The sequence below is a fragment of the Psychrobium sp. MM17-31 genome (genome assembly GCF_022347785.1).
In the GTDB taxonomy this organism is placed as follows: domain Bacteria; phylum Pseudomonadota; class Gammaproteobacteria; order Enterobacterales; family Psychrobiaceae; genus Psychrobium.
In genome coordinates, this window is record NZ_JAKRGA010000002.1 from 235,288 (window position 1) to 261,818 (window position 26,531).

The 26,531-nt window shown below is 43.4% G+C and carries 20 protein-coding genes; 7 read left to right on the forward strand and 13 right to left on the reverse strand.

Features of this window, described 5'->3' with window-relative positions:
- Positions 1–85: 85 nt before the first annotated feature.
- Positions 86–580: an Lrp/AsnC family transcriptional regulator gene (locus MHM98_RS05520; RefSeq protein WP_239438276.1), complete on the reverse strand. Its 495-nt coding sequence runs from the start codon at positions 578–580 to the stop codon at positions 86–88.
- A gap of 145 nt (positions 581–725) precedes the next feature.
- On the opposite strand from MHM98_RS05520, the gene MHM98_RS05525 reads away from it, so the two are divergent.
- On the forward strand, positions 726–1,271 hold the full coding sequence (locus MHM98_RS05525) for a peptidylprolyl isomerase (RefSeq protein ID WP_239438277.1): 546 nt from the start codon (positions 726–728) through the stop codon (positions 1,269–1,271).
- Here MHM98_RS05525 and MHM98_RS05530 read toward each other — a convergent pair.
- The 8 genes from MHM98_RS05530 to MHM98_RS05565 form a co-directional block, all read right to left on the reverse strand.
- A complete protein-coding gene (locus MHM98_RS05530) occupies positions 1,242–2,417 on the reverse strand; it encodes an MFS transporter (protein WP_239438278.1) in 1,176 nt (391 codons plus the stop codon). The genes MHM98_RS05525 and MHM98_RS05530 overlap by 30 nt on opposite strands.
- A 13-nt stretch (positions 2,418–2,430) precedes the next feature.
- Positions 2,431–4,110, reverse strand: coding sequence for a hydantoinase B/oxoprolinase family protein (locus MHM98_RS05535; RefSeq protein WP_239438279.1), 1,680 nt, complete (start codon positions 4,108–4,110; stop codon positions 2,431–2,433).
- Positions 4,111–4,119: 9 nt separating this feature from the next.
- The gene (locus MHM98_RS05540; protein ID WP_239438280.1) at positions 4,120–6,180 is read right to left on the reverse strand and encodes a hydantoinase/oxoprolinase family protein; all 2,061 of its coding nucleotides are present in this window, start codon (positions 6,178–6,180) and stop codon (positions 4,120–4,122) included.
- Between the two features lie 73 nt (positions 6,181–6,253).
- The gene (locus MHM98_RS05545; protein ID WP_239438281.1) at positions 6,254–8,425 is read right to left on the reverse strand and encodes a TonB-dependent receptor; all 2,172 of its coding nucleotides are present in this window, start codon (positions 8,423–8,425) and stop codon (positions 6,254–6,256) included.
- A 214-nt stretch (positions 8,426–8,639) separates the two neighbouring features.
- Entirely contained in the window at positions 8,640–9,374 is a 735-nt protein-coding gene (locus MHM98_RS05550; protein WP_239438282.1) for a peptidylprolyl isomerase, read from the reverse strand.
- A gap of 11 nt (positions 9,375–9,385) precedes the next feature.
- Positions 9,386–9,964, reverse strand: a complete 579-nt coding sequence (locus tag MHM98_RS05555) for a YceI family protein (RefSeq protein WP_239438283.1) — start codon at positions 9,962–9,964, stop codon at positions 9,386–9,388.
- A gap of 206 nt (positions 9,965–10,170) precedes the next feature.
- Positions 10,171–12,432, reverse strand: coding sequence for a TonB-dependent receptor (locus tag MHM98_RS05560; protein ID WP_239438284.1), 2,262 nt, complete (start codon positions 12,430–12,432; stop codon positions 10,171–10,173).
- A 272-nt stretch (positions 12,433–12,704) separates the two neighbouring features.
- Positions 12,705–13,589: a hypothetical protein gene (locus MHM98_RS05565; RefSeq protein ID WP_239438285.1), complete on the reverse strand. Its 885-nt coding sequence runs from the start codon at positions 13,587–13,589 to the stop codon at positions 12,705–12,707.
- Positions 13,590–13,894: 305 nt separating this feature from the next.
- Between MHM98_RS05565 and MHM98_RS05570 the strand changes: the two genes are divergently transcribed.
- The 4 genes from MHM98_RS05570 to MHM98_RS05585 all read left to right on the forward strand — a co-directional run bounded on the left by MHM98_RS05570 (position 13,895) and on the right by MHM98_RS05585 (position 18,564).
- The gene (locus MHM98_RS05570; RefSeq protein WP_239438286.1) at positions 13,895–14,809 is read left to right on the forward strand and encodes an ABC transporter ATP-binding protein; all 915 of its coding nucleotides are present in this window, start codon (positions 13,895–13,897) and stop codon (positions 14,807–14,809) included.
- The gene (locus tag MHM98_RS05575; RefSeq protein WP_239438287.1) at positions 14,806–16,353 is read left to right on the forward strand and encodes a hypothetical protein; all 1,548 of its coding nucleotides are present in this window, start codon (positions 14,806–14,808) and stop codon (positions 16,351–16,353) included. Before MHM98_RS05570 ends, MHM98_RS05575 begins: the two co-directional genes overlap by 4 nt.
- 54 nt (positions 16,354–16,407) lie before the next feature.
- On the forward strand, positions 16,408–18,072 hold the full coding sequence (ettA, locus tag MHM98_RS05580; RefSeq protein WP_239438288.1) for an energy-dependent translational throttle protein EttA: 1,665 nt from the start codon (positions 16,408–16,410) through the stop codon (positions 18,070–18,072).
- 138 nt (positions 18,073–18,210) lie between these two features.
- On the forward strand, positions 18,211–18,564 hold the full coding sequence (locus tag MHM98_RS05585) for a PilZ domain-containing protein (RefSeq protein WP_239438289.1): 354 nt from the start codon (positions 18,211–18,213) through the stop codon (positions 18,562–18,564).
- On the opposite strand, the gene radA is transcribed toward MHM98_RS05585, so the two are convergent.
- Entirely contained in the window at positions 18,561–19,931 is a 1,371-nt protein-coding gene (radA, locus tag MHM98_RS05590) for a DNA repair protein RadA (RefSeq protein WP_239438290.1), read from the reverse strand. The genes MHM98_RS05585 and radA overlap by 4 nt on opposite strands.
- A 195-nt stretch (positions 19,932–20,126) precedes the next feature.
- On the opposite strand from radA, the gene MHM98_RS05595 reads away from it, so the two are divergent.
- Entirely contained in the window at positions 20,127–22,577 is a 2,451-nt protein-coding gene (locus tag MHM98_RS05595; protein ID WP_239438291.1) for a PilZ domain-containing protein, read from the forward strand.
- A gap of 49 nt (positions 22,578–22,626) precedes the next feature.
- Here MHM98_RS05595 and serB read toward each other — a convergent pair whose 3' ends face one another.
- Positions 22,627–23,589 (reverse strand): phosphoserine phosphatase SerB, encoded by a 963-nt coding sequence (gene serB / locus MHM98_RS05600; RefSeq protein ID WP_239438292.1) that lies wholly within the window; start codon positions 23,587–23,589, stop codon positions 22,627–22,629.
- 282 nt (positions 23,590–23,871) lie between these two features.
- Between serB and MHM98_RS05605 the strand changes: the two genes are divergently transcribed.
- On the forward strand, positions 23,872–24,471 hold the full coding sequence (locus tag MHM98_RS05605) for a hypothetical protein (RefSeq protein WP_239438293.1): 600 nt from the start codon (positions 23,872–23,874) through the stop codon (positions 24,469–24,471).
- A 106-nt stretch (positions 24,472–24,577) separates the two neighbouring features.
- On the opposite strand, the gene deoD is transcribed toward MHM98_RS05605, so the two are convergent.
- Together deoD and MHM98_RS05615 are read right to left on the reverse strand one after the other, a co-directional pair.
- Positions 24,578–25,288: a purine-nucleoside phosphorylase gene (deoD, locus tag MHM98_RS05610; protein WP_239438294.1), complete on the reverse strand. Its 711-nt coding sequence runs from the start codon at positions 25,286–25,288 to the stop codon at positions 24,578–24,580.
- A gap of 28 nt (positions 25,289–25,316) precedes the next feature.
- Positions 25,317–26,531: a phosphopentomutase gene (locus MHM98_RS05615; protein WP_239438295.1), complete on the reverse strand. Its 1,215-nt coding sequence runs from the start codon at positions 26,529–26,531 to the stop codon at positions 25,317–25,319.

The window sequence follows — 26,531 nt, forward strand, 5'->3', positions numbered from 1 at the left end:
TTAGTTGTATTTTAGAACGATAAACTCCAGTGTATTGAATGGATATGACAGTCTTGTGACAGTTTTTCTTCGTTGTGAATCAGGGCTATTCTCGCCACTCGAGGGCGTCAAATGGATAGCCGCCAAACCACTTAGGTTCATCGAGAATAAAATGGCTAGTAATTTTAGCGATCCCTAATGGACTCTGTAACAATTCGTCACAAAGCTGGTTAAAGTCTTCTATCGACGAGCACACCATAAACACAATGTAATCGATACCGCCATTCACACGTAAGCAGTCCAGTGCCTGTGGACACTCACGAATGCCTTTTTCAAAAATACTGAAATCTTGATAGGTATGATTTTTTAGATTAATCATGGCGTAAGCTTTGACGTTATTACACAGTTTATCGAGATCGGCGACCATGACGTATTGCTGAATATATCCCACATCCTCTAGCGCTTTAACGCGTTGTAAACAGGCACTTGGCGATAATCCAATTTTCTCTGAGAGCTCGTTATTGCTAATCCGCGCATTGTTTTGCAATTCCACAATGATACGGCGATTGATACGATCTAATTTGACTTGTTTTTTTGTCATTACCAACACTCTCGGCAGAAAATAATTTCGTTTAATGAAACAAATTTAACACACAATATTGTAAAACCACCTGTTTTCAATGCACTTTTTTGTGGTCGCCATCCGATAATGATATCAGTGGTATTTCAACTGGAATCAACAAACTATGTCACACAACTCTATTAATCCTTTGATCTGCATTACAACATCACTTGGCGAGATAACCGCCGAGCTTTTTATTGATGAGGCGCCAATTACGGTAAATAACTTTTTGACCTATGTTGCACAACACCGCTTTGACGATAGCAGCATATTTCGTATCGTTAACGAAACCAATCCCGAGCAAGCCGAAGACGACAACGCCAAAATTCAAGTTGTGCAATGCGGCATCATGCCAGAAGAGAGTAATTTACTGCCGCCAATTGTGCATGAATCGACACAGCAGACAGGATTAAAGCATCTCGACGGCACCTTATCGATGGCGAGATTTGCCCCAGGTACCGCTGATGGCAGCTTCTTCTTTTGCATTAACGATCAACCAGAGCTTAACTTCGGTGGCAAACGCTATGATGATGGCTTAGGCTTCGCCGCCTTTGGTCAGCTGCGAACGGGTCGAGAGGTACTGCACAGCATCTATCACTGCGCAGAAGACAAAGAGTATTTGCGCTCACCTATTCCGATTCTATCCATTCGCTTGATTAACCCGATGTAACACATCAGCTTGTCTGAGTTTATTAATCAGCGGCAGTACCAAAATAAAACACAATAAGAATGAAATGGCGGCCATCATGAGTACCCCGTGATAGGCTAGCCTTTCAAACATCATGGCCGCGATAATAGGCCCGACCATGTAACCCAAACTCAACACTGTTTGCGCCGCACTAATAAATTTTCCAGATTTATCGGCATCGCTAACCACAGCAAACAAGCGCGCTCCTAACAGTGACCAGAAAAAGCTAAATACACATAAAATCAGTAAATAACTCATAGCAGTGAACTGATAAAAACCAACGGCACAGGCCATCATGATAAAAATAGATAACGCGAAGAGACCTCGGCTGTCACCGCGCTTACCAAGGGCAGCAAAGGCCAGTCCACCGAGGGCGCCAACCGCCATCGCAATAGCTAATGAGCGTGACACAACATCAATTGCTAACCCTTGCTCGCTTCCCATTAAAGAAATGTAGGCCCAAATACCACCAATACCAGCGTAGAAAACAAGTTGCCCTGCGAGTGCTAACAGTAGCAGTCGCGACAAACTGCTGTCGTTATCATTCACCTGTGACTCGGCAAGCTCAGTATTCGCCTTACTAGGTAGCTGAGAAACCACTAAAAATGGCAATACAAATAGCGCTGCTAAAAAGATAAACAGACCGCTAACGCCAAAGCCATCGTTAATGCCTGGTAACACAATAAGACCAAGTCCCTGAACTACCACTACTGCAGCCGTATAGATGCCAAACCAACGATTGGGATTACTCACCATACCGATCACCGTGATCCCAGCCGCGACCACCAGCCCCTCACCAAAGCCAGTAACGATTCGTATGAAGCACAATAATTTAAAATCGTTAATAGGAATCGATAGCAGATTTCCGATTAACGCGATAGCACACCCCGCAGCTACCACGTATCGAAAGTTCAGCCGTTTAACCAAAAGTGCAAAGAGCAGTGCAGCCAGAGCTAATCCACCAGCATCGGTAGATGCTAGCCAACCGATTTGCGATTCATTGAGAGACAGATGTCCACCAACAAATTCCAAATACAGCGGCATAAATAAAATTAAGGTATAACCAACACAAGTAGTCAGCATTCCACTTAATCCAAAAGACAAATCACGACTCTTAATAGCACTCATAAACTTCTCGATTCTATATTTGATAACCGTAAACACGGCTTGCTTGTGATGGCGTAATAAACCCGTTAGCGATATCACGCGCAATCTTTTCTGCTGGACGCTGCTTCGCATCGCCCCAACCACCGCCATTGCCGGTAATTAATCGCAGGCGATCGCCCTTGTTAAGCTGATAACGACTCACGCGGCTAAAACTTGCTTTTAACTCATCATTGGCATCATATACTTCAACCACATTACAACTGCCTTCAGCGCCATCATCAATACCCCATGGCGGTGTTTCACCACGACCAAAGAAGCTCGAAAGCTCAGTGTTATCAGACAGGATGCGATAATCGAGTATCACACCACGACCGCCGTTGTATTTACCAGCCCCAGCAACACTTTCATTAAAGGCGTAGCGCTCGACACGAACACCGTATCTCGCCTCGGTAATTTCGATAGGAATATTGCTGGTTTCGCCATTACCAACACAAAACTGCCCAGACTCACCGTCTTTGCTATCACATGCGCCCCAACCGCCAACGAGTGGCTCTACAAGTAAATAAGGCTGCTTGGTATCAGGATCTTGCCCCGATAAATTCATAGTACACACCGAGCCAAATTGCCCCGCGGTTAACACGCCAGGAATCGCCTCGGCCAAGGCGCGTCTTGCAACATCTGCCGCACACACCATGGCTTCGAAATACGATGATACTGGTGCGGGACGCGCCGCTGTTAATAGTGTGCCTTCTGGGCAAATCACTTTTAGTCGTCTAAAGCACCCTTCAGTCGCTGGCGCATCAGGTTGCACAACGCCCATGAAAACTTCTCTTGCCGCTGAGACTAACACGCCCATAGTGCAGTTGATAGGACCGGGAGCCTGTGGTGAAGAGCCAGTAAAATCCAACACAAAGGCATCATCGCTAATGGTCACTTTTACCTTAACCGAAAAAGGCCCATTGCCTAAGCCGTCTTCATCGATAACATCTGTCGCGTAAAAATCACCTTTTGGTAATTTTTTTAAGCTCGCCATAACCATCACATCGCCGTGATCAAGCAATTTATCGATGGCTGTCAAAGTCACCTTTTTACCGTACTTTTCCATCACCGCTAGAAAGCGTTGTTCACCGAGTTTCAGAGATGCTGCACATGCCTGTAAATCGCCGAGAGTCATCTCAGGTAAGCGCACATTAACTTCAATCAAATCGAGTAACGCTTGATTGGCAACACCTTTTTCAAACACTTTGATACCGGGAAATTGCAGGCCTTCTTGATAGATTTCAACCGCATCAGCACTATAGCTGCCGGGATCTTTACCACCAATCTCAGTCCAATGCGCTTTGTTCGCCGTCCACGCTACAAGTTCGCCGTCAAAAAAGACCGGACGGATCATACAAACATCAGACAAATGTGTACCGCCGCCAGCGTAAGGATCATTTAATATAAACACATCGCCATCGTAAATATTTTCAATAGCATACTTGCTCAAGATAGTTTTTACACCGCCATCTAAGGTGCCAATGAATCCTGGAATACCATTACCTTGTGCGATAAGACGTCCAGATGCATCGGTAACCCCAATACCATAGTCAAGCGATTCATAGATAATCGGACTCTTACTGCTGCGTTTTAAGGCTAAAAACATTTCTTCGCCAATTGCCACCAGCGCGTTCTTGATAATTTCAATAGTAAAAATATCGGTTGAATGATTCATAATACGCTCCTATGACTGTGAAAAATAAATGTGAAGTCCACCAAAATCATCTACCTCTACGCGGTTATTCGGCAATACCACAGTTGTTGTTGTGGCCTCTTCAACAATCGCTGGTCCAGTAAATTGCATATTTGGTTTAAGCAGATCTCGTTGATAAATATCTGCTTGATGAATACCAAGATCGTCGTAATCAACTTGTCTAGTGGCGGTTATTGCACCTGAAGCATCGCTATTTTCACTCGGAACTAGTGGCTTAAGTTCTGCTTTATCAAGCAAACCAAACGCCACAACATGAAAGTTAACCACTTCGATAGCAGAGCTCTCTAATGAAAAGGTATATTCCTGAAAATGCGCTTGATGGAAGGCATTGCTTAATTGCGCAATGAATTTATCTTGTGGTAAATCAAGCGAAGGGATCTTCACTTTCACTGTGTGCTCTTGGCCGTGATAACGCGCATCAAGGTACATCTCGTGAATAACTTGCGACTCACTAAAACCATCTGCACCGTAATCACTATTTGCTTTATCAGTGATAGCAGCAAAGGCTTTCGCAATTTCGCACTGCGAATGTTGATTAATTTGCAGCTGATGGGTTTGGATATAATCTCTGCGCAAATCAATCATTAGCATTCCCCACGCCGAGAAGACTCCGGCAAACGGCGGAATAATCACTTTGCGAGCATTAAGCTCAAGTCCTAGAGCAGTTGCATGCATAGCACCACCGCCACCAAATGCCATTAGCGCAAAATCGCGAGGGTCGTAACCGCGATTTACCGAAATGAGTTTCAGGGCATTTACCATATTGGCATTTGCAATTTTAATAACGCCGTGGGCGACGTCCATGCCACTGACCTTAAGTTTCTTGCCTAGCGCGTCAAATGCAGCGTTAACACCATCGACATCTGGTGATATATCACCGCCAGCAAAGTTATCTGGATTAATGCGGCCTGTAATTAGATTTGCATCTGTTGTTGTTGGCTCACTACCGCCACGGCCATAGGCAACGGGTCCCGGTGTTGAGCCTGCGCTTTGCGGCCCGACATGCAGACTTCCCGCCGCATCGACCCACGCAATACTGCCGCCGCCATTACCAATCTCGACGATATCAATCACTGGCGTTTTTATTGGATAGCCCGCTGTTTTGGCCGTCTTCTCAATAACGTATTCTGTGGTCACCCGAGTTTGACCATTGTGGATTAGTGAACATTTCGCGGTTGTGCCTCCGATATCAAGCGCCATAATGTCGCCTTCATCGATTACCGCGCCATAAGCCGCCGCGCCGAGAATACCGCCAACAGGCCCTGATTCCACCAAGGTAATTGGATTATTTCGCGCTGCGTTTAGCGTCGCGATGCCGCCATTAGATTGCATGATAAAGGGATCGCTACTTAGCCCATTGTTGGCAAGTTTTACCTTTAAATTATCTAGATATTGCTGTGCTGGCGGCAACACATAGGCAGAAAGTACAGTGGTACTGCTGCGCTCGTACTCTCGCCATTCACTGGAAATTTCATGCGAAGCAATAACGTGAATCTCAGGCCAATAAGACTTGATTGCTTCAAGCAAACCAATTTCATGCTGTGGATTGATATAGCTATGTAATAAACAAATACCGATAGCTTCAACCTGCTGCTCTTTAAAGTATTCAACCAACGCTGGCACCTGAGATAGATCGATGTCGCTAATGACTTCACCGTTATAGGCAATGCGTTCATCAATTTCTAAACGCAATGAGCGCGGTACAAAAGGCGCTGGCTTTTGATAATAATTGTTAAAGATATCCGGCGTATTACCTCGTGCTATTTCCAGCACATCTCGAAACCCTTTAGTGGTAATAAGGCCAGTTTTAACCCCTTTTCTTTCCGTTATTGCGTTAATAACAACCGTTGAACCGTGAGCAAAAAAATCAACATCTTGCAGCGCAATATTGGCTTTATTAGCGGCGTTAACAACGCCTTGTTCAAAGTTCGGTGGAGTGGTGTCACTTTTGACAGCCTTGATGGCACCATCGTCGATATAAACGAGATCCGTGAAAGTGCCGCCAACATCAGTTGCAACTCTAACAGTCATAATAAAAGTCTCAATTAGTGGAAAATATCGCTACGCCATTGGCGTAGCATGAGAAGTGGAAACGATATAATCGTTAGAAGCGATAACTCGCAGACATCCCCACTTGACGCGGCTGATTAGCAAAGCGGATCAATGGGTTGTATAAAAATACCGTTTCAGCAGAGCGCTCGTCGGTTAGGTTCGATGCAAACAGTGAGAGCGTCCAATTTTCGTTAGTTAGACTGATGTTAGCGTCGATAAAGGTGTGAGTTTTAGTATCGCCCGTGGTGTCTTTAAACAAGTCAAACGAACGTGGTCCTTGAGTGTTAAACGAGAGTCGCGAGTTTAAATCCCAAGTGTCATTTAATGTTGTTTCATGATTAATTGCGCCATTTAGATTGAACTTAGATACGTAAGGCATTGAATCGCCCACCGATTCACTTAAATTGCGGCCAGATGCTAAATCAATACCTTCGTTTTTGGTGATTTCGTTATCAATCCAACCTGCACCAAAACTCAAGGTCACTTGTTCACTGACTTTCGCCGACATTTCGATTTCGGCGCCATTAATGGCCACTTCGTCGATATTTAAATTTTCCAGCGTAAAGGTATTTGGGTTAAGGCGAGTAAACTGCGCGTCTTGTTGATCGATTCTAAACAGCGACATGTTAAGCCACACTTTGCCTTCCATCCACGTGGTCTTTAAGCCTGTTTCAAAGGTGTTTGATACTTCTTTGTCGTACTGACGAACCACTTGTGGACTGTACTCGTTAAAGCCGCCAGAGCGGAAGCCTTTCGAGTAAGTAAGGTAACTCAGGACATCGTCGGTCATTTGCCAAGCGATAGACGCTTTAGGTTGCAGCTGACTAAAAGTTTCATCAACTTGTGATGCAGCTTTATCACGAGAATCATAGGCATCGCGCTTTTCTGAATCATAACGCAGCGCTAGTGTTAGCTCGACATCGCTATTAATATCGTATCCCGCTTGACCAAAGAGTGCATAAGACTGACTATTTTGCACAGTGCGCTCTCCCATAATGACATCACCAACATTTTCGCCGCGCTTGAAAGACTGATATGTCATTAATGAGGTAGGCGCTAAATCGATAATTTGGTCGTAATTAACCTTGCGATCTTTATCTTCTAAATACGCCCCGATTTGCCAGTGCAAATCGCCACCATCGTCGAAGCTGTAGCGCAGCTCTAGGTTAGTAGTATCTTCTTTGATTGGATTGTTTTGAACAATAGGGAAAAAGAAATTATCACTAGACGCTTCTTGCCCCGTAAAATCGCCATCTGAGAAGAATTTAGTATCGGCGCTATTTCGCCCTAAGATCACCGTGAGTTTGGCATCATCAAATTCTGATTCTAGTTTTGATGAAATTGACCAAAGTTTCGATTCATCACTGCCCAGCACATTTTGTTGTGGGGTAATAGAAAAGTCTTCTAACTGCTCTTTGGTAATAAAGTCTTGATAGTTACTGCCCTGAGTGGTGTCTGAAAAATTGGCGAATACCGACAGTTTGTTATCGTCGTTTAAATTAACTTCGACCATGCCCTGAAGACCATAAGCACCATCGACAAAATCTACTTCGCGATTTAAAAAGTCATTATCGATTAAACCATCTTTGTCTTTGTAATGGGCAGATAATCTAAAATACGCTTTATCTTCGGCGATAGGGCCACTTATCATGCCATTGAACTTCTTCTCATTACCTTGCGCGAATGAGGCTTTAACACTGCCTTCAAATTCATCGGTTGGTCGTTTGGTTACGATATTTACCGCACCACCAATGGCATTCTTACCGTAGATAGCCCCCTGAGGACCACGTAGAACTTCAATACGGTCAATATCGTGTAGCCCTTGGTTAATAAAGTCTAAACTCGGAACGGTAATGCCATCGACAACATAAGCAATAGGAGCCTCACCTACTTGTGGCGTGATCAAACCACGCACGGTAACGAAGTTTAATCCACTGCGAAAATTAGAAGATACATTGAGATTAGGGGTAAGCGCAGAGAAGTCTTTAATTGACTCGATACCAGAGGCTTCGATGAGCTTATCGTTAAAGACGGTCACCGAATCAGGAATTTGTTGAAGTGTTTCAACGCGTTTACGGGAAGTAACGACGATTCGTTCAACATCAGATGTTGCGGCTTTACCCTCTTCAGGCGCAGCTTCAACTTGAGAAGAGACGGTTAATGAAGTTGAGATAATTAACGCCAAGGCGCTAATTTTATACGGTAAAACTCTATTCGCTGACATGGGAGACCCTCTTATAATTATCGTTGTATGGCGTCACACATCGGTGTTTATGCCACTGATAATCATCTTAACTAAGGCCTTAGAAAAATAAGCCGCGTTTTAATAACGCATAACAGCAAATATTATTGAATTTAGCAATTAGTGCAAAATTTTTAACACTTATATTACAAACATAAATACGCCAACAGACTATGTTGGCGTCAAAAAATAGAAGTTAGCGGCGACGACGCAACGCAACCAGTGCACCACCAATTAGCGCGATAATGCCTAATGCACCACCAGAGCTATCGCTTTTAGGTGGAGTCGTTTTAGCCTTAACTGGATTTAAATTGGCAGCCGTATCTGGCGAAGCATCTTTAATATCAACATTGGTAATGCTAATGAAGTTTTCAAACCCTGGTACTGAGCCAGAATCAGCACATTGCGCCGCTGTGTAGTTAACAAACGGGGTTGAACCACAATGATTAAGCGCTTGAATCTTTTCTAATACGTCAAAACCACTAATGACTTGTCCAAATACCGTAAAACCTCCGTTTTGGAAATCGAGGTTTTCTGAATTGTCCGCCATGTTAAAAAACCATTGGTTAGTGGCACTGTTTTTGTCATTACCCTTTTTCGCCATAGCAATAGTGCCTTTAACGTTTGAGTAAATTGGTTCGTTAACAACAGGATCTTTGCCCTCTCGCTCAACCAGCTTCGCACCATCAAAAGTAAAACCACCGCCTTGAACAATGAAGTTTCTAACACTGCGGTGGATCACTGTTGTGTTGTAGCTATCGTCGTTAACGTAGCTCAGAAAGTTCTCAACTGTTTTTGGCGTTGTTTTGTCAAATAGGTTGACCTCGATGTTACCTTGCGACGTTTGAATTTCGACAATGGTAGCGTAACTAGGTGTAGCGATTGCCGTTAATGATGCGGCAACTAGCAATGAGCGTTTAAGGAATTTCAACGTTATCTCTCTTATATATTGTTTAGTCGAAGTGTGAAGCTTACTGGCACTGTATTTGAAATAGACGGTAAACCAGCGAGCTGACGTAGTTTTTCAATTCCGTTGACTAGATTAAAATCAGTCGCTTTCACCAAAATAGGCTTATTACTAGCAACTAACAAGGTGCCATCACTTAGTTTTGTCACACTAACATCAGCATTAACTGCTTTTGTTTGGCCGTGTAAATTTAAGGTCGCAGGTACCTTCATTTGCGTCGTTTGATTAACAGCTAAATTTGCTAGTGCTTTGCTCGGAATAGTTGCATTTAATTCAGCTTGTGGAAACTGCTTCGTCTCAAACAGGTATTGCCCCATACGCGAATCGCGGATTGAGATTGCGGTATCAACTGATGCTAAATCAATGCTCAATGAGAAAGCGCCTTTATCGCTTAAACTCGCCGACATTTGCTTAAAGTGATGTGATTCCATTACATCGCCTTTTTTCACTGATACAAAGCTCAATGTCGAGTTGTCATTATCTAATGACCAATCAGCCAATGCAGTATTGCTTAACGCTAATAACAGGCTTGCAGCGATGGTAGATTTAATCATGGTATTTCTCCTAAGTGGGCGGACATGGTAACTAACCATTAGTATTTATCAAGCAAACTGCTCAATTTTTACCTTTGATTACATTTACTTATACTTGGTAACAAAGTCGTTCTACCAAATTTAAAGCAAAAAAAAGAAGTGTTAATTAACTTAACACTTCTTTTCTGTTGGTGAGATCACTCTTTAAGAACGATTTATTCTATCGCTTAGAAGAATGATACCTTGTATTCAACACCCCAGAACGCTGGCTCTTTTACCATACCTGTAAGGTTGTTGAAATCAACGCCACCTGTAATGCTGTCGTCATCAGTGATGTTGCGACCAAAGATGGCAACTTCGTGGCTGTTGTTATCAGTGTCCCAAGCGTAACCAAAGCGCACACCACCTTCTAACATGCTGTCGTCGTTAAACTCAACTGACTCGTATAGGAAGAAGTTGATTTTGCTGCGGTAAGCCCAGTCAGTGTAAGCAAAGATTTCACCGTCCGCGAACTCTTTAGAGTAGCGTAATGTGAAGTTAGCAATCCACTCTGGCGCGTTCGGTAGGCTGTTGCCATCGATAATAGCTAATCCATCTTTGTTTAGTGGATCTGTTACTGTACAAGAACGACAGAATTGAACAGCTAGGTCGCTATCGTTAATTTCTGTTTTGTTGTAGCTCACACCAGCAGTCATTAATAGATCTTCAGTAATTGCTACTTCAGAATCGATTTCAAAACCGTAACCCTTAGTGTTGTCAGCGTTTAACAGGCGCGTAGTGTTAGAACCACCACCAACAGCTGTTAGCTGTTGATCGTCCATTGTGTAGTAGAAGGTAGACACGTTAACACGTGCGCGATCTTCCCAAACACTTGATTTCACACCAAACTCAATTGAGTGAAGCGTTTCTGAATCAGCAGTTGTGATGTCATCACCAAAAGATACACGACCTTGAATTGACGGAGCACGGAAGCCTTTAGCAGCGCGAGCATATAGGTTTACATCATCAGAGTAGTTGTAGAACGCACTGATGTCCCAGCTCACTTGTGAATCGTTTACGTTTAATTTCTTAAGCGCTAAGTTAGCACCGCCGAATGCTGTTTGAGTACGCTCAGCTTCAAAGTCTTTGTCATCATCAGTGTAACGAACACCAGCAGTTACTTTTAAACGATCTGAAACGTCGTAATCAGCCGATGCGAATACCGCCCACGCTGTAGTTTCTTGGTTTTGACGTGCGAAAATATTTTGTACACCGCCACCAAGTGTGTCGAAACCTAGGTTGTGAATCGTTAAATCTTCTTTAAAGAAGAATACACCGTATTGGTAGTCCAACTGACCTAGTTCATTTGACGCTACGCGGAATTCTTGCGTGAATTGTGAATGATCTGGAATTACGCCGGCACTTTCAGATGGGAAAGGAATTGGTGTTTCGTCAGTACGAGGGCCACTTACAGGTAAGAAAACAGCACCGTAACCACCGTCGATATCACCTTGTGAGAATACTTCGACAGACTCGTAGCCAGTGATAGAGGTAAATGTGTGATCGCCTAGGTTGTACTCTAGGTTTAAGCTAGCGCCTTGATTATCAACGAATTGCTTAGAACGACTAGCAGCATCGTGGTAGATCGTTTCGTAATCAAAGTCATCAACTAAATCGTTAGTACCTGGCTTAATGATGTTCGCACGGAAGTTGATTGGCGTACCATTCATATCGCGCCAGTGGTAGTTGAATAACGCGTTCATGTTGTCGCCTTCGTAAAGGAACTGAACACGACCAGCGATTTCTTGGTAACCGCCAACTACGTTGTCTTCTTCAAAACCCGGCGCTTTGTTGTCGATAAAGTTATCGCGTGATTGACGCAATAAAGATACACGAGTCGATAATTCGTCTGTTAAACCAAAACCTGCAGCGCCTTGTAGATCCATAGAGCCCCAAGTACCGTATGATGCAGACATGTAGGCATCAAACTCTTGTGATGGTTTTACTGAGTCAAACTTAACCAAACCAGCTGGTGTGTTACGACCAAATAATGTGCCTTGTGGACCACGAAGCATTTCTACGCCTTCGAGATCAAATACTGGGAAACCTTTCAAGATTGGGTTTTCCATCACGACGCCATCAAATACTAATGATACAGGCTGTGACGCATTCAAATCGAAATCAGCGTTACCTAAACCACGTACGTAAAAACGCGGGAAAGTACGACCGAAAGACGTTTCGATATTTAAACTTGGAATTCGGCCCGACATGAAACGAATATCCATACCACTTGAACCATAAACATCCAGAGCTTCACCTTGTACAGCAGCTACAGAAAGTGGCACTTCTTGTAGATTTTGTGTACGGCGTTGAGCAGTTACTTCAATGGTTTCTAATTTGATTTTTTTCTCTTCTGTTTCAGCAGCTACGGCATTAACAGCAGAAAAAGTAGACGCAAGTAAAGCAGCCTTAACACAGATGGCTAATGGCTTATGTTTAAGTGAGTTCATAGTAGTCTCTAAGTAGTTATTTATCGGCTCCGTGGATACGTCGCTAACCAAATTAACATTTGATTAACACAGGGCCTTCCTTGAAAGTTCCGCGCGAATTGCAAAACGGGCGTATTTTAAGATGTAACTCGCGTTTTTTACACTACAACCCGCAATTAGTGTGACGCACGTCACACCAGATTAAACGTCAGTTTAAATTTGCATTTTGTCAGCTTGTGCTAAGTACTGAGTTCTACTGAAACATTTCATTAACCTGTACAAAGTGTCAGGTTTTATTTTAGTAGATATAACCGCATCAACATCAATGCTTTTTCATAACGTTGATAAACATTGGCAGGTTCAATACCATCAATTCGCGTGTCATTATGCTCAATTAAATAACCTTGTCCTTGACGACGCATTAAGTCTTGTAACAAAACGCGATTCATTACAGTGATCGTAAATACGTGAATTGGCTTAATGTGCTTGTTGTTATATGGGCTGTAATATGGACGGCTAGGATAGTCGATACCAAACTTAAGCGATGTCGCACTCATCAGGGGATTAAACATATTTTCTGCATTAACAAAAACATCATTGGGCTTAACGCTGTTGTATAACGGGTATTGTTGTTTAACAACGGTGGGAAAATCAGTTTGAACGGCTTTGGTGAGTAATTTTTCTATTTGACCGACCACACGATACGGCGACGAAGGTAAGATCTTTTTATCCAATAAATTATCGAGTAAGAGATTACAGCGAACTAACACCCGTAACACATCTTTCGGTTTTTTATTTTTATAGACTTTACTGGTGAAATCGGCCTCAATATTAAACAACTTCAAATTATGCTCAATGGCTAGCATTAAGGTTAATACCTGCGCAGGCGTAATATCTTTGCTGGGAAAATCAGGGCGAATATACTGTGATTTATTACCGAGTTCATTGAGGATAAGTATTTTCTCATTGAGCGCTGTGCCTATCGCATAGACATGAAGTGGTTTAGCGTCGATGAGCTTAATGGTGGCGATGCGCTGTTTTCTATTGCCACTCATCTTCTTAATCACTGACTCTATGGCTTTAACACGGGAATAAACATCACTTGGAGTAACAGTTGATTGTGCGTCTACAGATAATAACAATCCGCAAATAACAATAAATAACGATCCAAACTTCACAATACAATCTCCTTCGCCATTTTCAGTGTGACTCGCTTATGCAGGTGAATACCAGCACATTAATTCAACAAGTTAACGATTTATGCCAGTAAAGCAAGCAAAATCAATTGTTGGCCGTTGATTCACGGAGTAACTCAGCAGCCCATCCAACACGGACTACGATAAAAATAGTGAAAATAACGAAAATCTAGTACAGCGAACCTACTAGACATTAACAATAAATACCAAGATATTGATATTTAAATAATAAAAACGTTGGCAGAGTCATTGCGTATTGCAAGTAAAAATGACAACAAGGAAATATCATGTCTCTGGAAATTAAAAACCTACACTTGAGTTACAACAAGAAAAAACATGCGTTAGACAATCTATCCCTCAACAGCAATACGGGAGTGCTTGGCTTATTAGGTCCCAATGGCGCAGGAAAGTCGTCATTAATGCGAATTTTAGCCACCTTAAAGCAACCAACTTCTGGCGAAGTACTTTGGCAAGGGACAAATATCTGCGATAATCCACAAATTTTGCGCCACCAACTAGGCTACTTACCACAATATTTTGGCGTTTATGATCAACTTACTGCAAAAGAGTTTTTACATTATCTCGCAGGCTTAAAAGGCCTTGAACATCAGGATGCTGAAACGCGAATAGACGAGCTGTTAAATCAATTTAATCTCAGTCATGTAGCCAATTCGCCACTGGCTAGTTTTTCTGGTGGTATGCGTCAACGCATAGGCATTGCTCAGGCTTTGTTAAACTCACCTAAATTACTCATTGTCGACGAGCCTACAGTTGGTTTAGATCCTCATGAACGCTTAGTTTTCCGTCAAATGATTGCCGATATCAGCAAAGATTCATTGGTCATTCTATCCACGCACATAGTGTCAGACATTGAAACCATTGCCGATTCCATTGCCATTATGAATCAAGGGCAACTCATCACTCACAACACGCCAGAGCAACTTATCGAAAAAGTCGCGCCCTATTGTTTTGAATTAACGGTGCCGCGTGAAGAAGCAAAAGCACTGCAAGCTCATTTACAAATAAGCCATAGCGTGCGCCAAGGCGATAATATGACGCTCCATTTTGTAAGCGCTAAAGGGCTGCCAAAAGGTGCGGTCGCGCGAAAAGCAACTCTCGAAGATGCTTACTTATACTTCGTGAACTCAGGTCATATCACTGAGTCTTCACCTATCACCGACACTACTGTGGAGGTCGCATGAGCAACGTATTATTCGCCAGCATTAAAGCCGATTTTAAACAACGAATTCGCCAATCGAGCTTCCCAGTCACTTTATTGGTAATGGCGCTACTAGCGGTACTATTTTTCCCTGCGCCAACGTCTGAGTATCAAACCTTGCTCATCAATGGCTACCGCGGTATTTATAACAGCGCATGGGTGGGACTTTGTCTGGTAAGTCTCAATGTGGTGTTCTTGCCCATCATCTGTTTCTATCTCGTTAAAAATACCGTCAATAATGACCGCTTATTACTCGTTTCAGAGCTTATTGCCGCAACACCTGTCAGTAAAACGAGTTACCTTGCCGCAAAATGGCTAGTAAGCGTAGCGATTCTGAGCAGTGTGGTTATTGCGATGATTGCGATTAGTGTATTTATGCAGCTGTATTTTGGTGAAAGTTATCAGGTAAATTTATGGCAAATTGTCTGGCCACAACTGGTTTTCGTATTACCGTTACTCTTTGCAATTTCGGCTATTGCATTGTTGTTTGAAACCATTCCATGGCTACGAGGTGGTTTAGGCAATGTGGCTTACTTCTTTATTTGGGTAACATCGATTGCTCAGCTCATCACCTCTGGCAGCGGTATCGCGAAAATACATGATCAAGTGCAACAAGATCTCTATCAAATCCATCCACACACCAAAGGCGATAACAGTGTCTCTGTTGGCGCCAGCTCAACCGGTGAAATCACGCCAACTTTTGTGTGGGACGGCATAGCCCTTTCTAGCGACTTTATAGTGGGCGCTTTACCCATACTAGCTATCGGCATAGTTGCATTTACCCTAGCAGTAACCTTCTTCGATAGATTCGCAAATACCGCAGTAAGCAGCAGTAAAACCTCTTCATCATTTATCGACAATAAACTTACCGCTATAGGTTCGCTTGCCGATAAACTGCTGCTGTCACTGACCAATTTCAGCAGCTTCACCCGCCAAATGCGGTTAGAGCTGCTATTAATGCTCAAGGGGTTATCGAAATATTGGTACCTTGCGATAATCGGTGTCAACATTGCACAAGTGGCGGTGCCAATGACAACACTCAACACCGTAGTAATTCCCCTTAGTTGGCTACTTTGTGTGCTGGTACTTTCCCCAATTGGTATTCGCTCTCGCCTCGCTAATACACAAGCACTAATGGGCTACTGTGATTTTTCCATCCAGCGTCAAGCTCTCAGCGTAGTCTCTGCTGCAACTTTACTGTTATTACTAACGACAAGTGGCGCACTGGTTCGAATGCTGGTGACTGGCGAATGGTTGATTGCGCTGCAAATGCTCATTGCTACTAGCTTTATTAGCGCGTTGGCATTTGCACTGTCGAGTCTAACGAAAACCACCCGCACATTTGAGGTTATCTATCCAGCACTTTGGTATGTGGGACCTGCCCATGCGATGGTTTATTTTGATTACTTTGGCGTAAAAAGCAGCGCTAGCTGGCAAGCTAAAATGCCAATTTATACGCTGGTTGCTGCAGTATTACTCTTTGCTGTCGGATTGCTAAAATCTCGCCGTAATTATGCTGTTAGCTAATCACAATATTGTTTACACTAGAGCCATTGTAAAAAACACTAATTAGGACATTCAATGGCTCAATTCATTTACTCGATGAATCGCGTTGGTAAAGTAGTGCCACCAAAGCGACATATTCTTAAAGACATTTCTCTGAGTTTTTTCCCCGGCGCTAAGATCGGTGTACTCGGTCTAAACGGTGCGGGTAAATCAACCCTATTAAAAATCATGGCTGGCCTAGATACTGAGATCGAGGGTGAAGCGCGTCCACTAGCTGATATTCGTATCGGTTACTTACCGCAAGAGCCAGTACTCGACGAAGAGCAAACAGTACGCGAAGCCGTTGAAGAAGCCTTCGCACCAGTGAAAAATGCACTATCGCGTCTTGACGAAGTATACGCTGCTTATGCTGAAGAAGGCGCTGACTTTGATGCGCTAGCTAAAGAGCAAGGTGAACTTGAAGCCTTAATTCAGGCAACTGACGGTCACAACCTAGAGCACGCCCTAGAGCGCGCAGCCGATGCCCTACGCCTTCCTGAATGGGAACAAAAAATTAAAGTACTTTCTGGTGGTGAGCGTCGCCGTGTTGCACTGTGTCGTCTATTACTCGAAAAACCAGACATGCTGTTACTCGATGAGCCTACCAACCACTTGGATGCTGAATCAGTTGCTTGGTTAGAGCGCTTCTTACACGATTACACTGGCACTGTTGTGGCCATTACCCATGACCGTTATTTCTTAGATAACGTTGCTGGTTGGATCTTAGAACTTGACCGTGGCCAAGGTATTCCTTGGGAAGGTAACTACTCAAGCTGGCTTGAGCAAAAAGATGCGCGTCTTGCGCAAGAGAAAGCGACTGAGAAAGCCCGTCAAAAATCGATTGCCAAAGAGCTTGAATGGGTGCGCTCTAACCCGAAAGCACGTCAAGCGAAAAGCAAGTCGCGTATGGCGCGTTTCGAAGAGCTTAACAACACAGATTACCAAGCGCGTAATGAAACCAATGAGCTGTTCATTCCACCGGGTCCTCGCCTAGGTGACAAGGTGCTTGATATTACAAACCTCAACAAGTCATTCGATGGCCGTGTGCTTATCGATGACTTAAGCCTGAGTATTCCCAAAGGCGCTATCGTTGGTATCGTTGGTGCAAACGGCGCGGGTAAATCAACGCTGTTTAAGATGATCAGCGGCACAGAGCAACCAACCTCAGGTGAAATCACCGTTGGTGAAACTGTGGTAGTAGCGAGTGTTGATCAGTTCCGTGACGACATGGATGAGAACAACACCGTATTCCAAGAAATCGCCGAAGATCAAGATATCTTAACTGTTGGCAACATTCAGATCCCATCACGTGCTTACGTTGGCCGCTTTAACTTTAAAGGCTCTGATCAACAAAAACGCATCGGTGAATTGTCGGGTGGTGAGCGCAACCGTGTGCATTTAGCCAAGCTATTAAAAGCTGGCGGCAACATGTTACTACTCGATGAGCCAACCAATGATCTTGACGTTGAAACGCTGCGTGCGCTAGAAGATGCCCTACTGGAATTCCCTGGCTGTGCCATGGTTATTTCCCATGACCGTTGGTTCCTCGACCGTATCGCAACCCACATCATCGATTACCGCGATGAAGGCAAAATCAACTTCTTCGAAGGTGCTTACTCAGATTATGAGAAGTGGCTAAAAGAAGAGCTTGGCGAAGCGGCTGTCAATCCACATCGCATTAAATACAAGCGTATTTCTTAATGAGAAATTAAGCTGTTAAAAAGGGGCGATTGACTGAGTCAATCGCTCCTTTTTTTCTTTAATGCCTTAGTAATTTGCATTCCCCTCGCGCAAGCGCTAAGTTTATAAAACTAGACTAATTTTTTGTTAGAGGTGGTTATGGAAGAGAAACGCATTTTTCAACGTGTCTTATTTAGCCACGACGCTAAACTCATTTGCAATGGTGAAAGCCATACGGTGCAAGTACTAGATTTATCGATGCACGGTTTCTTATGTACGCAACCAAGCTCTGCGCATATCAATCTTAACGATGAAGCAACCTTGATTATGACATTAGAGCAAGGGCGAAAAATCGTGATGGAATCAACCGTCGTTCACATCGAAAATTCACACCTAGGTATGGATTGTCATCATATTGATATCGATAGTGTCAGCGAGCTCAAACGATTAATTCAGCTTAACCTCGCCAACGATGAATTGCTCAATCGCGATTTAGGACTACTAGCCCGTTAGAAAATAGCATCGAGTGCTTCTGAAAGCTTCTTGACGCCAACTACCTGCATTCCTTTTGGCGCTGTTTTTGGTACATTACCCATTGGTACTATGGCACGGGTAAAGCCGTGCTTAGCCGCTTCATTTAGGCGCTCTTGACCACTTGGTACAGGGCGAATTTCTCCCGCTAGACCAACTTCACCAAAAATCACCAAATTATGTGGCAAAGCATAATTTTTAAAGCTCGATACCATAGCGCAAAGTAATGCTAAATCGGCAGCAGTTTCAGCGACGCGCACCCCACCAACAACATTGGCGAAAACGTCTTGATCTGACATCTGTAACCCACCGTGACGATGCAATACTGCCAGTAACATCGCTAGTCGGTTTTGCTCTAAACCAACGGCAATACGCCTTGGATTTGGCATTTGTGAATAGTCCACCAGCGCTTGTAGTTCCACCAGTAGCGGACGGGTTCCTTCCCAAATAACTAAAACCACAGAGCCGGGGCTTTCTTCATCATCACGAGATAAGAAAATCGCCGATGGGTTGGTCACCTCTTTTAGCCCTTTGCCCGTCATAGCAAAAACGCCTAGCTCATTCACCGCACCGAAACGGTTTTTATGACTGCGCATGGTTCTAAAACGACTATCAGTCGAGCCATCAAGCAAGATAGAACAATCAATACAATGCTCTAACACCTTAGGTCCCGCCAAGGTGCCATCTTTAGTCACATGACCAACAAGGAAAATCGCTACGCCATACTGCTTAGCAAATCGGGTTAAAAACGCCGCCGATTCACGCACCTGCGCCACACTGCCCGGCGCCGATTGAATATCCGCTACATGCACAACTTGAATCGAGTCGATAACCATTATCTTTGGCTGCTCTTTACGGGCAATATCACAAATGGCTTCAACCGAAGTTTCCGACAGCATTTGCAGCTTATCCGTTGGCAACCCTAAACGATTGGCACGCATCGCTACTTGTTGTAGTGATTCCTCACCAGTGACATAAAGCGCTCCCATCGAATTGGCAAGGCCACACATCACCTGTAATAGCAAGGTACTCTTACCTGCGCCCGGATTACCACCAATCAAAATAGCCGAACCCGGCACTATACCGCCACCAAGCACACGATCGAGCTCAGAGTAGCCACTACCGATGCGCGGTAGTTCATTTAAGGAGATATCAGAGAGTGTTTGAACCTGACTGCTACCGCTGCCTGCATATCCTGAATAACGTGCACTACGAGCGTCTTGTGCTTTGGGTGCTTGCACAGCTTCGGTAATGGTATTCCATTCCTTACAGCCATTACATTGGCCTTGCCAACGTGAATGTTCGGTGCCGCAATCATTACAGACATAAATTGTTTTTGCTTTAGCCATAATTTTTAATTAACTTAGAATTTATTGAGGCACATTAATTGCTTTATTTAACGAAGATATAGTATAAAAAACTGAAATATAACCAATTAATGTCTAATTTTTTGGCAATTTCTATTTCAGTTGTTATTTAGTGCCAATTTATTGCCGCTAATTTACCAGTTTTGTGACCTTTTAAATACGGATTTTATTGAGTTTATGTCGGTAGACGCTGATCAAGCATTAATAAAAAAGCTGATTCCCTATTATCGAGACGCTAATTTTAACGAGCGTTTTGAGCATGTTACTCGTGACATTTCTAAATCACGCCGCTTCCTCGTTAAGATGGAGGTTAACCGTTTATACAACGATTGCAATCGCGTGATAGATTTGCGTGGCCGCGTTGACGCACCGTGTTTTGAACATCCCCATGAAGGGCTTAATCACCACCTTGATGATGTAGCACTTAATGTATTTGAAGAAGCGATTTCCGTATATGGCAAGTTCACCATGGGTGTCTTTGAAGAAGTTACCAACGCCAAAAACAGTTATCGTGAAAAACAGCAACGCGAAGATGAAGCGCGCCGCAACGAGCTCAAAAACAAAAGCCTTAGCGCTACTAAAAATGCCGCTGAAGAAGCTGATATCGCCCCTGAAGAAATTGTCATTCCGCCAAACTTCGCGAGAAAAATCAGCCTAACTAATCTTAACCCACGAATCGAAGAGCGTATTAACATCTTAACCCGTGTTAAGGTGCGTCTGGCCAACGGACGAACTATTCACGGCTTAACGACGAACATGTCGACTCATGGCGCTAAAATCAAACTGACAAATACCTATAAAATCGCAGTAGGTGATTTACTTTCTGTCGAGTTTGTTGAAATTGAGCAACCCGATGACAACCCAGTATCTCTTGATTTAAGTTACAAGGTTATCGATGCCCACTCTAATGGCGATCAGCATTGGTTTAATTTACATCGCGTACACCAACAAACGGATGTCGATGAAGTATTAACTAAATTCATTAAAAAAGAGCGCCCGTCATCATCCACCGATGTTGAGCACATTATTGAAGCGGTTCGCTCATTGGGCTATCAATACATTCATCTCAATAAAATGTCTGGCTTACCTATTTTCTTCGAACGGCAAGAAGACACTTATTTACCAATGTTCGCGCTAAGTAATTTTGAAAACAAGAATCTGCTTAGTTACTGGCACACTCACAACAATATGCTGCGCATTTCATCGCTCATTTCGCATGATCGTATTCAACAAGCATTGGACAATGGCCATCCAGAAAAACCAATCTTGTTATTTTGCTTTACCCATATTGCCAAAGGGCGCAAGTTTTTCTACAGCGCCACAGAATACGAGCTAGAACAAACTGGCCTCACTGACTTGTTTATGCAATTTGGTGCCAGCAAAGACAGTTGGAAGGTTTATCAGCTATACGTTAGTGACGTAAAAGACTACGAATGGCATATGCCTGACGTGCTTCCACAGCACTTAGTACTCAAAGAAAAATCGACCCTTGAGCAGCATCGTCACCTGCTTAAACTTCACGATATCGAAGTCATGGCTTATCTATTTGAAATTGCCACAGGTGATAGCTTTAAACATTATCGCATGCGCAAGCCAACAGAAACGCGCATTAATCAGCTGCAGCAATTCGGTCACAAAGACACGAAAGACTCAGGCATTAAACTGATTGAAACCAGTATTATGACCATGAGTAATCGCCGTGAAGATCGCTTTAACTATCAAACCAAGGTCAGCGTTTTACACAAGCGTAAACAGTTTGCAGGCATGACGGTCGATTTTTCGGTGCACGGTATTCAAGTGAATATGAGTGAAACCTTTGACGTTAAAAAAGGTGATATCTTGAATATGGTAATCCCTATTTTTAACAAGGCGGGTAAACAACCAGAAGACACCGTTTTGCATTATGAAGTGATGCGAGTTGCCAACGAGGGGAAAATCCTCAACCTGAAAATCTCCATTACCCCTGAAACGGAATTTGGTCCAAAAGCAGTGTATCGAATTATTAAAGGCAACCAGCACAAGTTAACAGCGCAGATTGCACCACCAGCTAATTTCACAAAATCGCTGATCCTGCAGTATTGTCATTACATCAGCTCGTTAATCATTATGATTTCGAAGATGCAAAACAGCTATCGGATCTCGCAGGTCGTGACACCGTCACAGCACAATCCGCTGTTTAATTTATTTTCGGTGCTATCTTCAATCGACAGTCATTGTGATATGTCACCAATTTCTCAAAATAACCTGTTTAAAGAGATCTTTGGCAATACCTTAATGCAGTTGGCCGCTAATTCGCCAGCGGCTAGTAAAGAAGTGTACGTGCAATTGATTAACGAAGGGCAAGATTACCGAACCTTGACCCACCAATTCGAGAGTTTCACCAGTGCCCAAGAGCATTGTGAATTCATTGAAAGCGCCACTAAAGAAGGACAGCTTTTTGCACTGCGTATTAGCATGAGTCGCAGTCCAAAAATGAATTACAAGGCGTTTTCACGAGAAATTATCTACGCGGCAAAACAAGCGAGTTTTAAGACGCGACAACTTCAAGCTGAATTAGACGCGGTGGTTGCCACTGCTGAAATCGTCGATATTATGAGTGAAGTGCGTCAACGCTTTAATTGCACCTAACGCACTGCATGACTTGCGTACTTTATTGCAGGTAGGCCTTTAGTAAGTGTTATCTAGATAGGAGCGCGATAACACTGCGTAAATCGCCTGAGTTAATTGCCACATCAGCTTGTTCTTGCACCAGAGGTTTTGCGTGATAGGCAATGCCTAATGCGGCCTTTTCCATCATGACCAAATCATTTGCGCCATCGCCAATGGCAATAGTTTGCGACATTTCAATGTCGTATTCTTTAGCAAGGGCTTCAACGGTATCTGCTTTTACTTGTGCATCGACAATGGTGCCAGCCACTTCGCCAGTTAGCTTACCGTCTTCAATAACCAAGGTATTTGACACTGCGGCATCTAAGCCTAACAATGCCTTTAGGTTGTCGGCAAAGTAAGTAAAACCACCCGATGCGATAGCAACGCGCCAGCCATGGCTCTTGAACGCCTGCGCCAACTCTTTCATACCGGGCATTAATGGTAAATCATTGGCGATGGTATCTAATAACGACACTTCAATCCCTCTGAGTTTACTGACTCGTGAACGCAAACTTTGGGAGAAATCGAGTTTCCCTTGCATCGCCAATTCTGTAATTTCCGCAACTTGTTTACCAACATCAGCCAATTTAGCAATTTCATCGATACACTCAATGGTAATACTCGTTGAATCCATATCAAGCACAACAAGACCAGGCTTTAATAGCGTTGGTTTGGCAGTTAATTCAATCACATCAAGCTTATGCGTAATACATAATTGTTGTAATGACTTTAGCTGCGCACTGGTTAGGTGAACACTGTACGAAACATCAACGCGGGAAACATCAAGGTGTTTTGTCAGCGCGCCTAACTGCCACGAGTCACTATCAGTATTAGCAACTAGCTGGCTGATAAAATCGCTTGTAATGTCACTGCCCAAAATAGCGAAGTGCTGAACCGCGATATCACTCTCCACCGATGGCTCACAAAGCTGCATTCCCGCTAATGGCAAAGAACTCATGGCTAATTGAGCAACCTTGTTAGAAAAAAGCACGCTAGCTCCTACAGCAAGCTCAGTGGTAATCAATTGGTAAATATCTTTATTTTCAATACTATAAAACTGTTTTTGTGACACTGCGCCTATCCCAAGTAGCCAAATCTTTACAATGTCGGTTAAACTAGCAAAAATGGATTTGTTTTAATATGCCCATTTAGTGGATTTTTTAGATTATTTAAAAGCGTCCTATTACATTCAATTACAGACAAGCGTTTAAAATATGCTTTAATTGAAATGAGTTTATTGAATATTTCAGGGATGGTATTTGTTGGAAAGTGTATGAAAAAGAATTCGTTAAATAAGCAAATAATTATTAGGCGATTGTCCCAGTTCTCGCTGGCGCTAGTGTTAGTCGCTGGCCTTGCCTCACTCCTTTGGCACTCCCAACAACAGTCGAAAGAGATGCGTGCACAACAAGAAGCTTCGGTATCGGGTATTCTAAAGCAGCAATTGGCACTCGCCGCCACTATGGGATTAAAGCTTAACGATCAGCAGCAACTACAGTGGTTAGCCCAAACCCTTAATGAATCACCGCTGATCAACGGCGTGTGGATCCACCGCAGCGACGGCACCTTAATGGCTGAATCAACGGTGCCACCAGTAGGTCCAACTATTATGTTGGCAGAAGAAATTCGTCAAGATGCATTACTGGGCTATTTACGACTTCGCTTAAACCAAGATGTTTTCGTGCAGCCGATAGTTGAAATTCAGCAACAGCAATTAGAATGGCAACGCTGGTCGTTATTGCTGGCTGGTCTTATCGGTATTTTACTTGCCCGCGCTCTATCGCAGAAACGCGCTAAATATCAGCTGCGAGACTTACTCAACAAATATCGTCGTAAAGAGCGCAGCGAACAGCAAGAAATCAAAGAGTCTTAAAGATAAAAATTATATATAAAAAACGTAGATATAAAAAAACCAGTGAATATTCACTGGTTTTTTTATTGCCTTGAGAAAAGACGCTTAAGTATTAGTCTTTAAACTCTTAGTCTTTAAGAAGGGACTCAAGTGCAATTTCGATCATGCCATTGAAGGTTAACTGACGCTCTTCAGCAGTCGTTTCTTCACCGGTACGGATGTGATCAGATACTGTCACGATACATAATGCTTTAGCGCCAAACTCAGCCGCTACGCCGTATAGACCAGCAGCTTCCATCTCAACACCTAGTACATTCATCTTCTCAACAGTGTCGAACATGCTTGGTTGTGGTGTGTAGAATAAGTCAGCTGTGTAAACATTACCAACAGCTACATCGATACCATTTTCTTTCGCCGCAGTTACTGCATTGCTTAACATACCGAAATCAGAGATCGCTGCATAGTCGTGATCTTGGAAACGGGCACGGTTAACTTTAGAGTCAGTACAAGCGCCTTGAGCTACGATAATATCGCGAACTTTAACGTCTGTAGATACAGCGCCACAGCTACCAACACGTAGTAAACGCTTAACGCCGTACTCGGTAATTAGCTCTTTCGCGTAAATAGAAATAGACGGGATACCCATACCAGTACCCATTACAGAAACGCGCTTACCTTTGTAGTAGCCAGTGTAACCAAACATGTTACGCACGTCGTTTACTTGCTCAACGTCAGTTAAAAAAGTCTCTGCGATGTATTTTGCACGCAGTGGATCGCCCGGTAATAGAATATCTTCAGCAAATGCGCCTTCTGGAGCGTTAATATGCGGAGTCGCCATAATTGTTTAACCTTTCAAAAAATTTAAATTATAAAAATGATTTACCGTAAGCTAATGCAGGTAAATTTAAGTAGGTTGCAATGCTTTGACCAATATCGGCAAAAGTCTCTCTCTTGCCAACAAATCCACCCTGCATTGATGGGCTATAAAAAATTACTGGGATGTGTTCACGTGTGTGATCACTGCCCGGCCAGCTTGGATCACAACCGTGATCTGCTGTTAACACTAATAAATCGTCATCTGCCATTTGCGCCATAAATTCAGGTAAGCGTGAGTCAAAATACTCTAACGCCGCGCCATAACCTGCGATATCGCGGCGGTGACCATAGGCTGAATCGAAATCTACAAAGTTAGTAAATACAATGGCGTTCTCTGGCGCGTCTTTATGAGCGGCTAAAGTCGCGTCGAATAAATCTTTAAGACCAGTAGCTTTAACTTTCTTGGTTATGCCCTGCTGCGCGTAGATATCGGCGATTTTACCAATACTCACGACTTCATTGCCCGCATCTTTAGCGTAATCAAGAAGCGTTTTTGATGGTGGCAGTACCGATAAATCACGACGATTACCTGTACGCTCGAAACAGGTCTTATCTGCGCCAACGAATGGACGAGCGATAACGCGGCCAATGTTGTATTCATCAAGCACTTCACGTGCTACCTGACAGACTTCTAATAAGCGCTCTAAACCAAAGGTTTCTTCATGTGCTGCAATTTGAAATACGCTGTCGCTTGACGTATAGAAAATTGGCTTACCTGTCGCCATGTGCTCTTCGCCAAGTTCGCTAAGAATCGTTGTACCTGAGCCGTGACAGTTACCTAAAATACCAGGTAAATCGCAACGCTCAACGATGGTATCAATCAACGATTGTGGGAATGAATTTTCTTTTTCAGTGAAATACCCCCAGTCGAATAATACTGGCGCGCCAGCAATCTCCCAGTGACCACTTGGCGTATCTTTACCAGTGCTGATTTCAGCGGCGAAACCGTACTGACCAATTGGCGCGGTTGCTTGGTCATTTCCTTCTGGGAAGTAGCCAGAGCTTTCTAAGCAAGCGTGTGACAAGCCAAGTTTAGTTAAGTTAGGAATTGTCAAAGGACCTTGACGGTTAACTTCTGCCTCACCAGCTGCACATGCTTTAGCAATAGCACCTAAGGTGTTTGAACCTTCATCGCCAAAATCTTTAGCATCATCGCTAGCGCCAATGCCTAGCGAGTCTAACATCATAATAGTTACGCGTTTCAT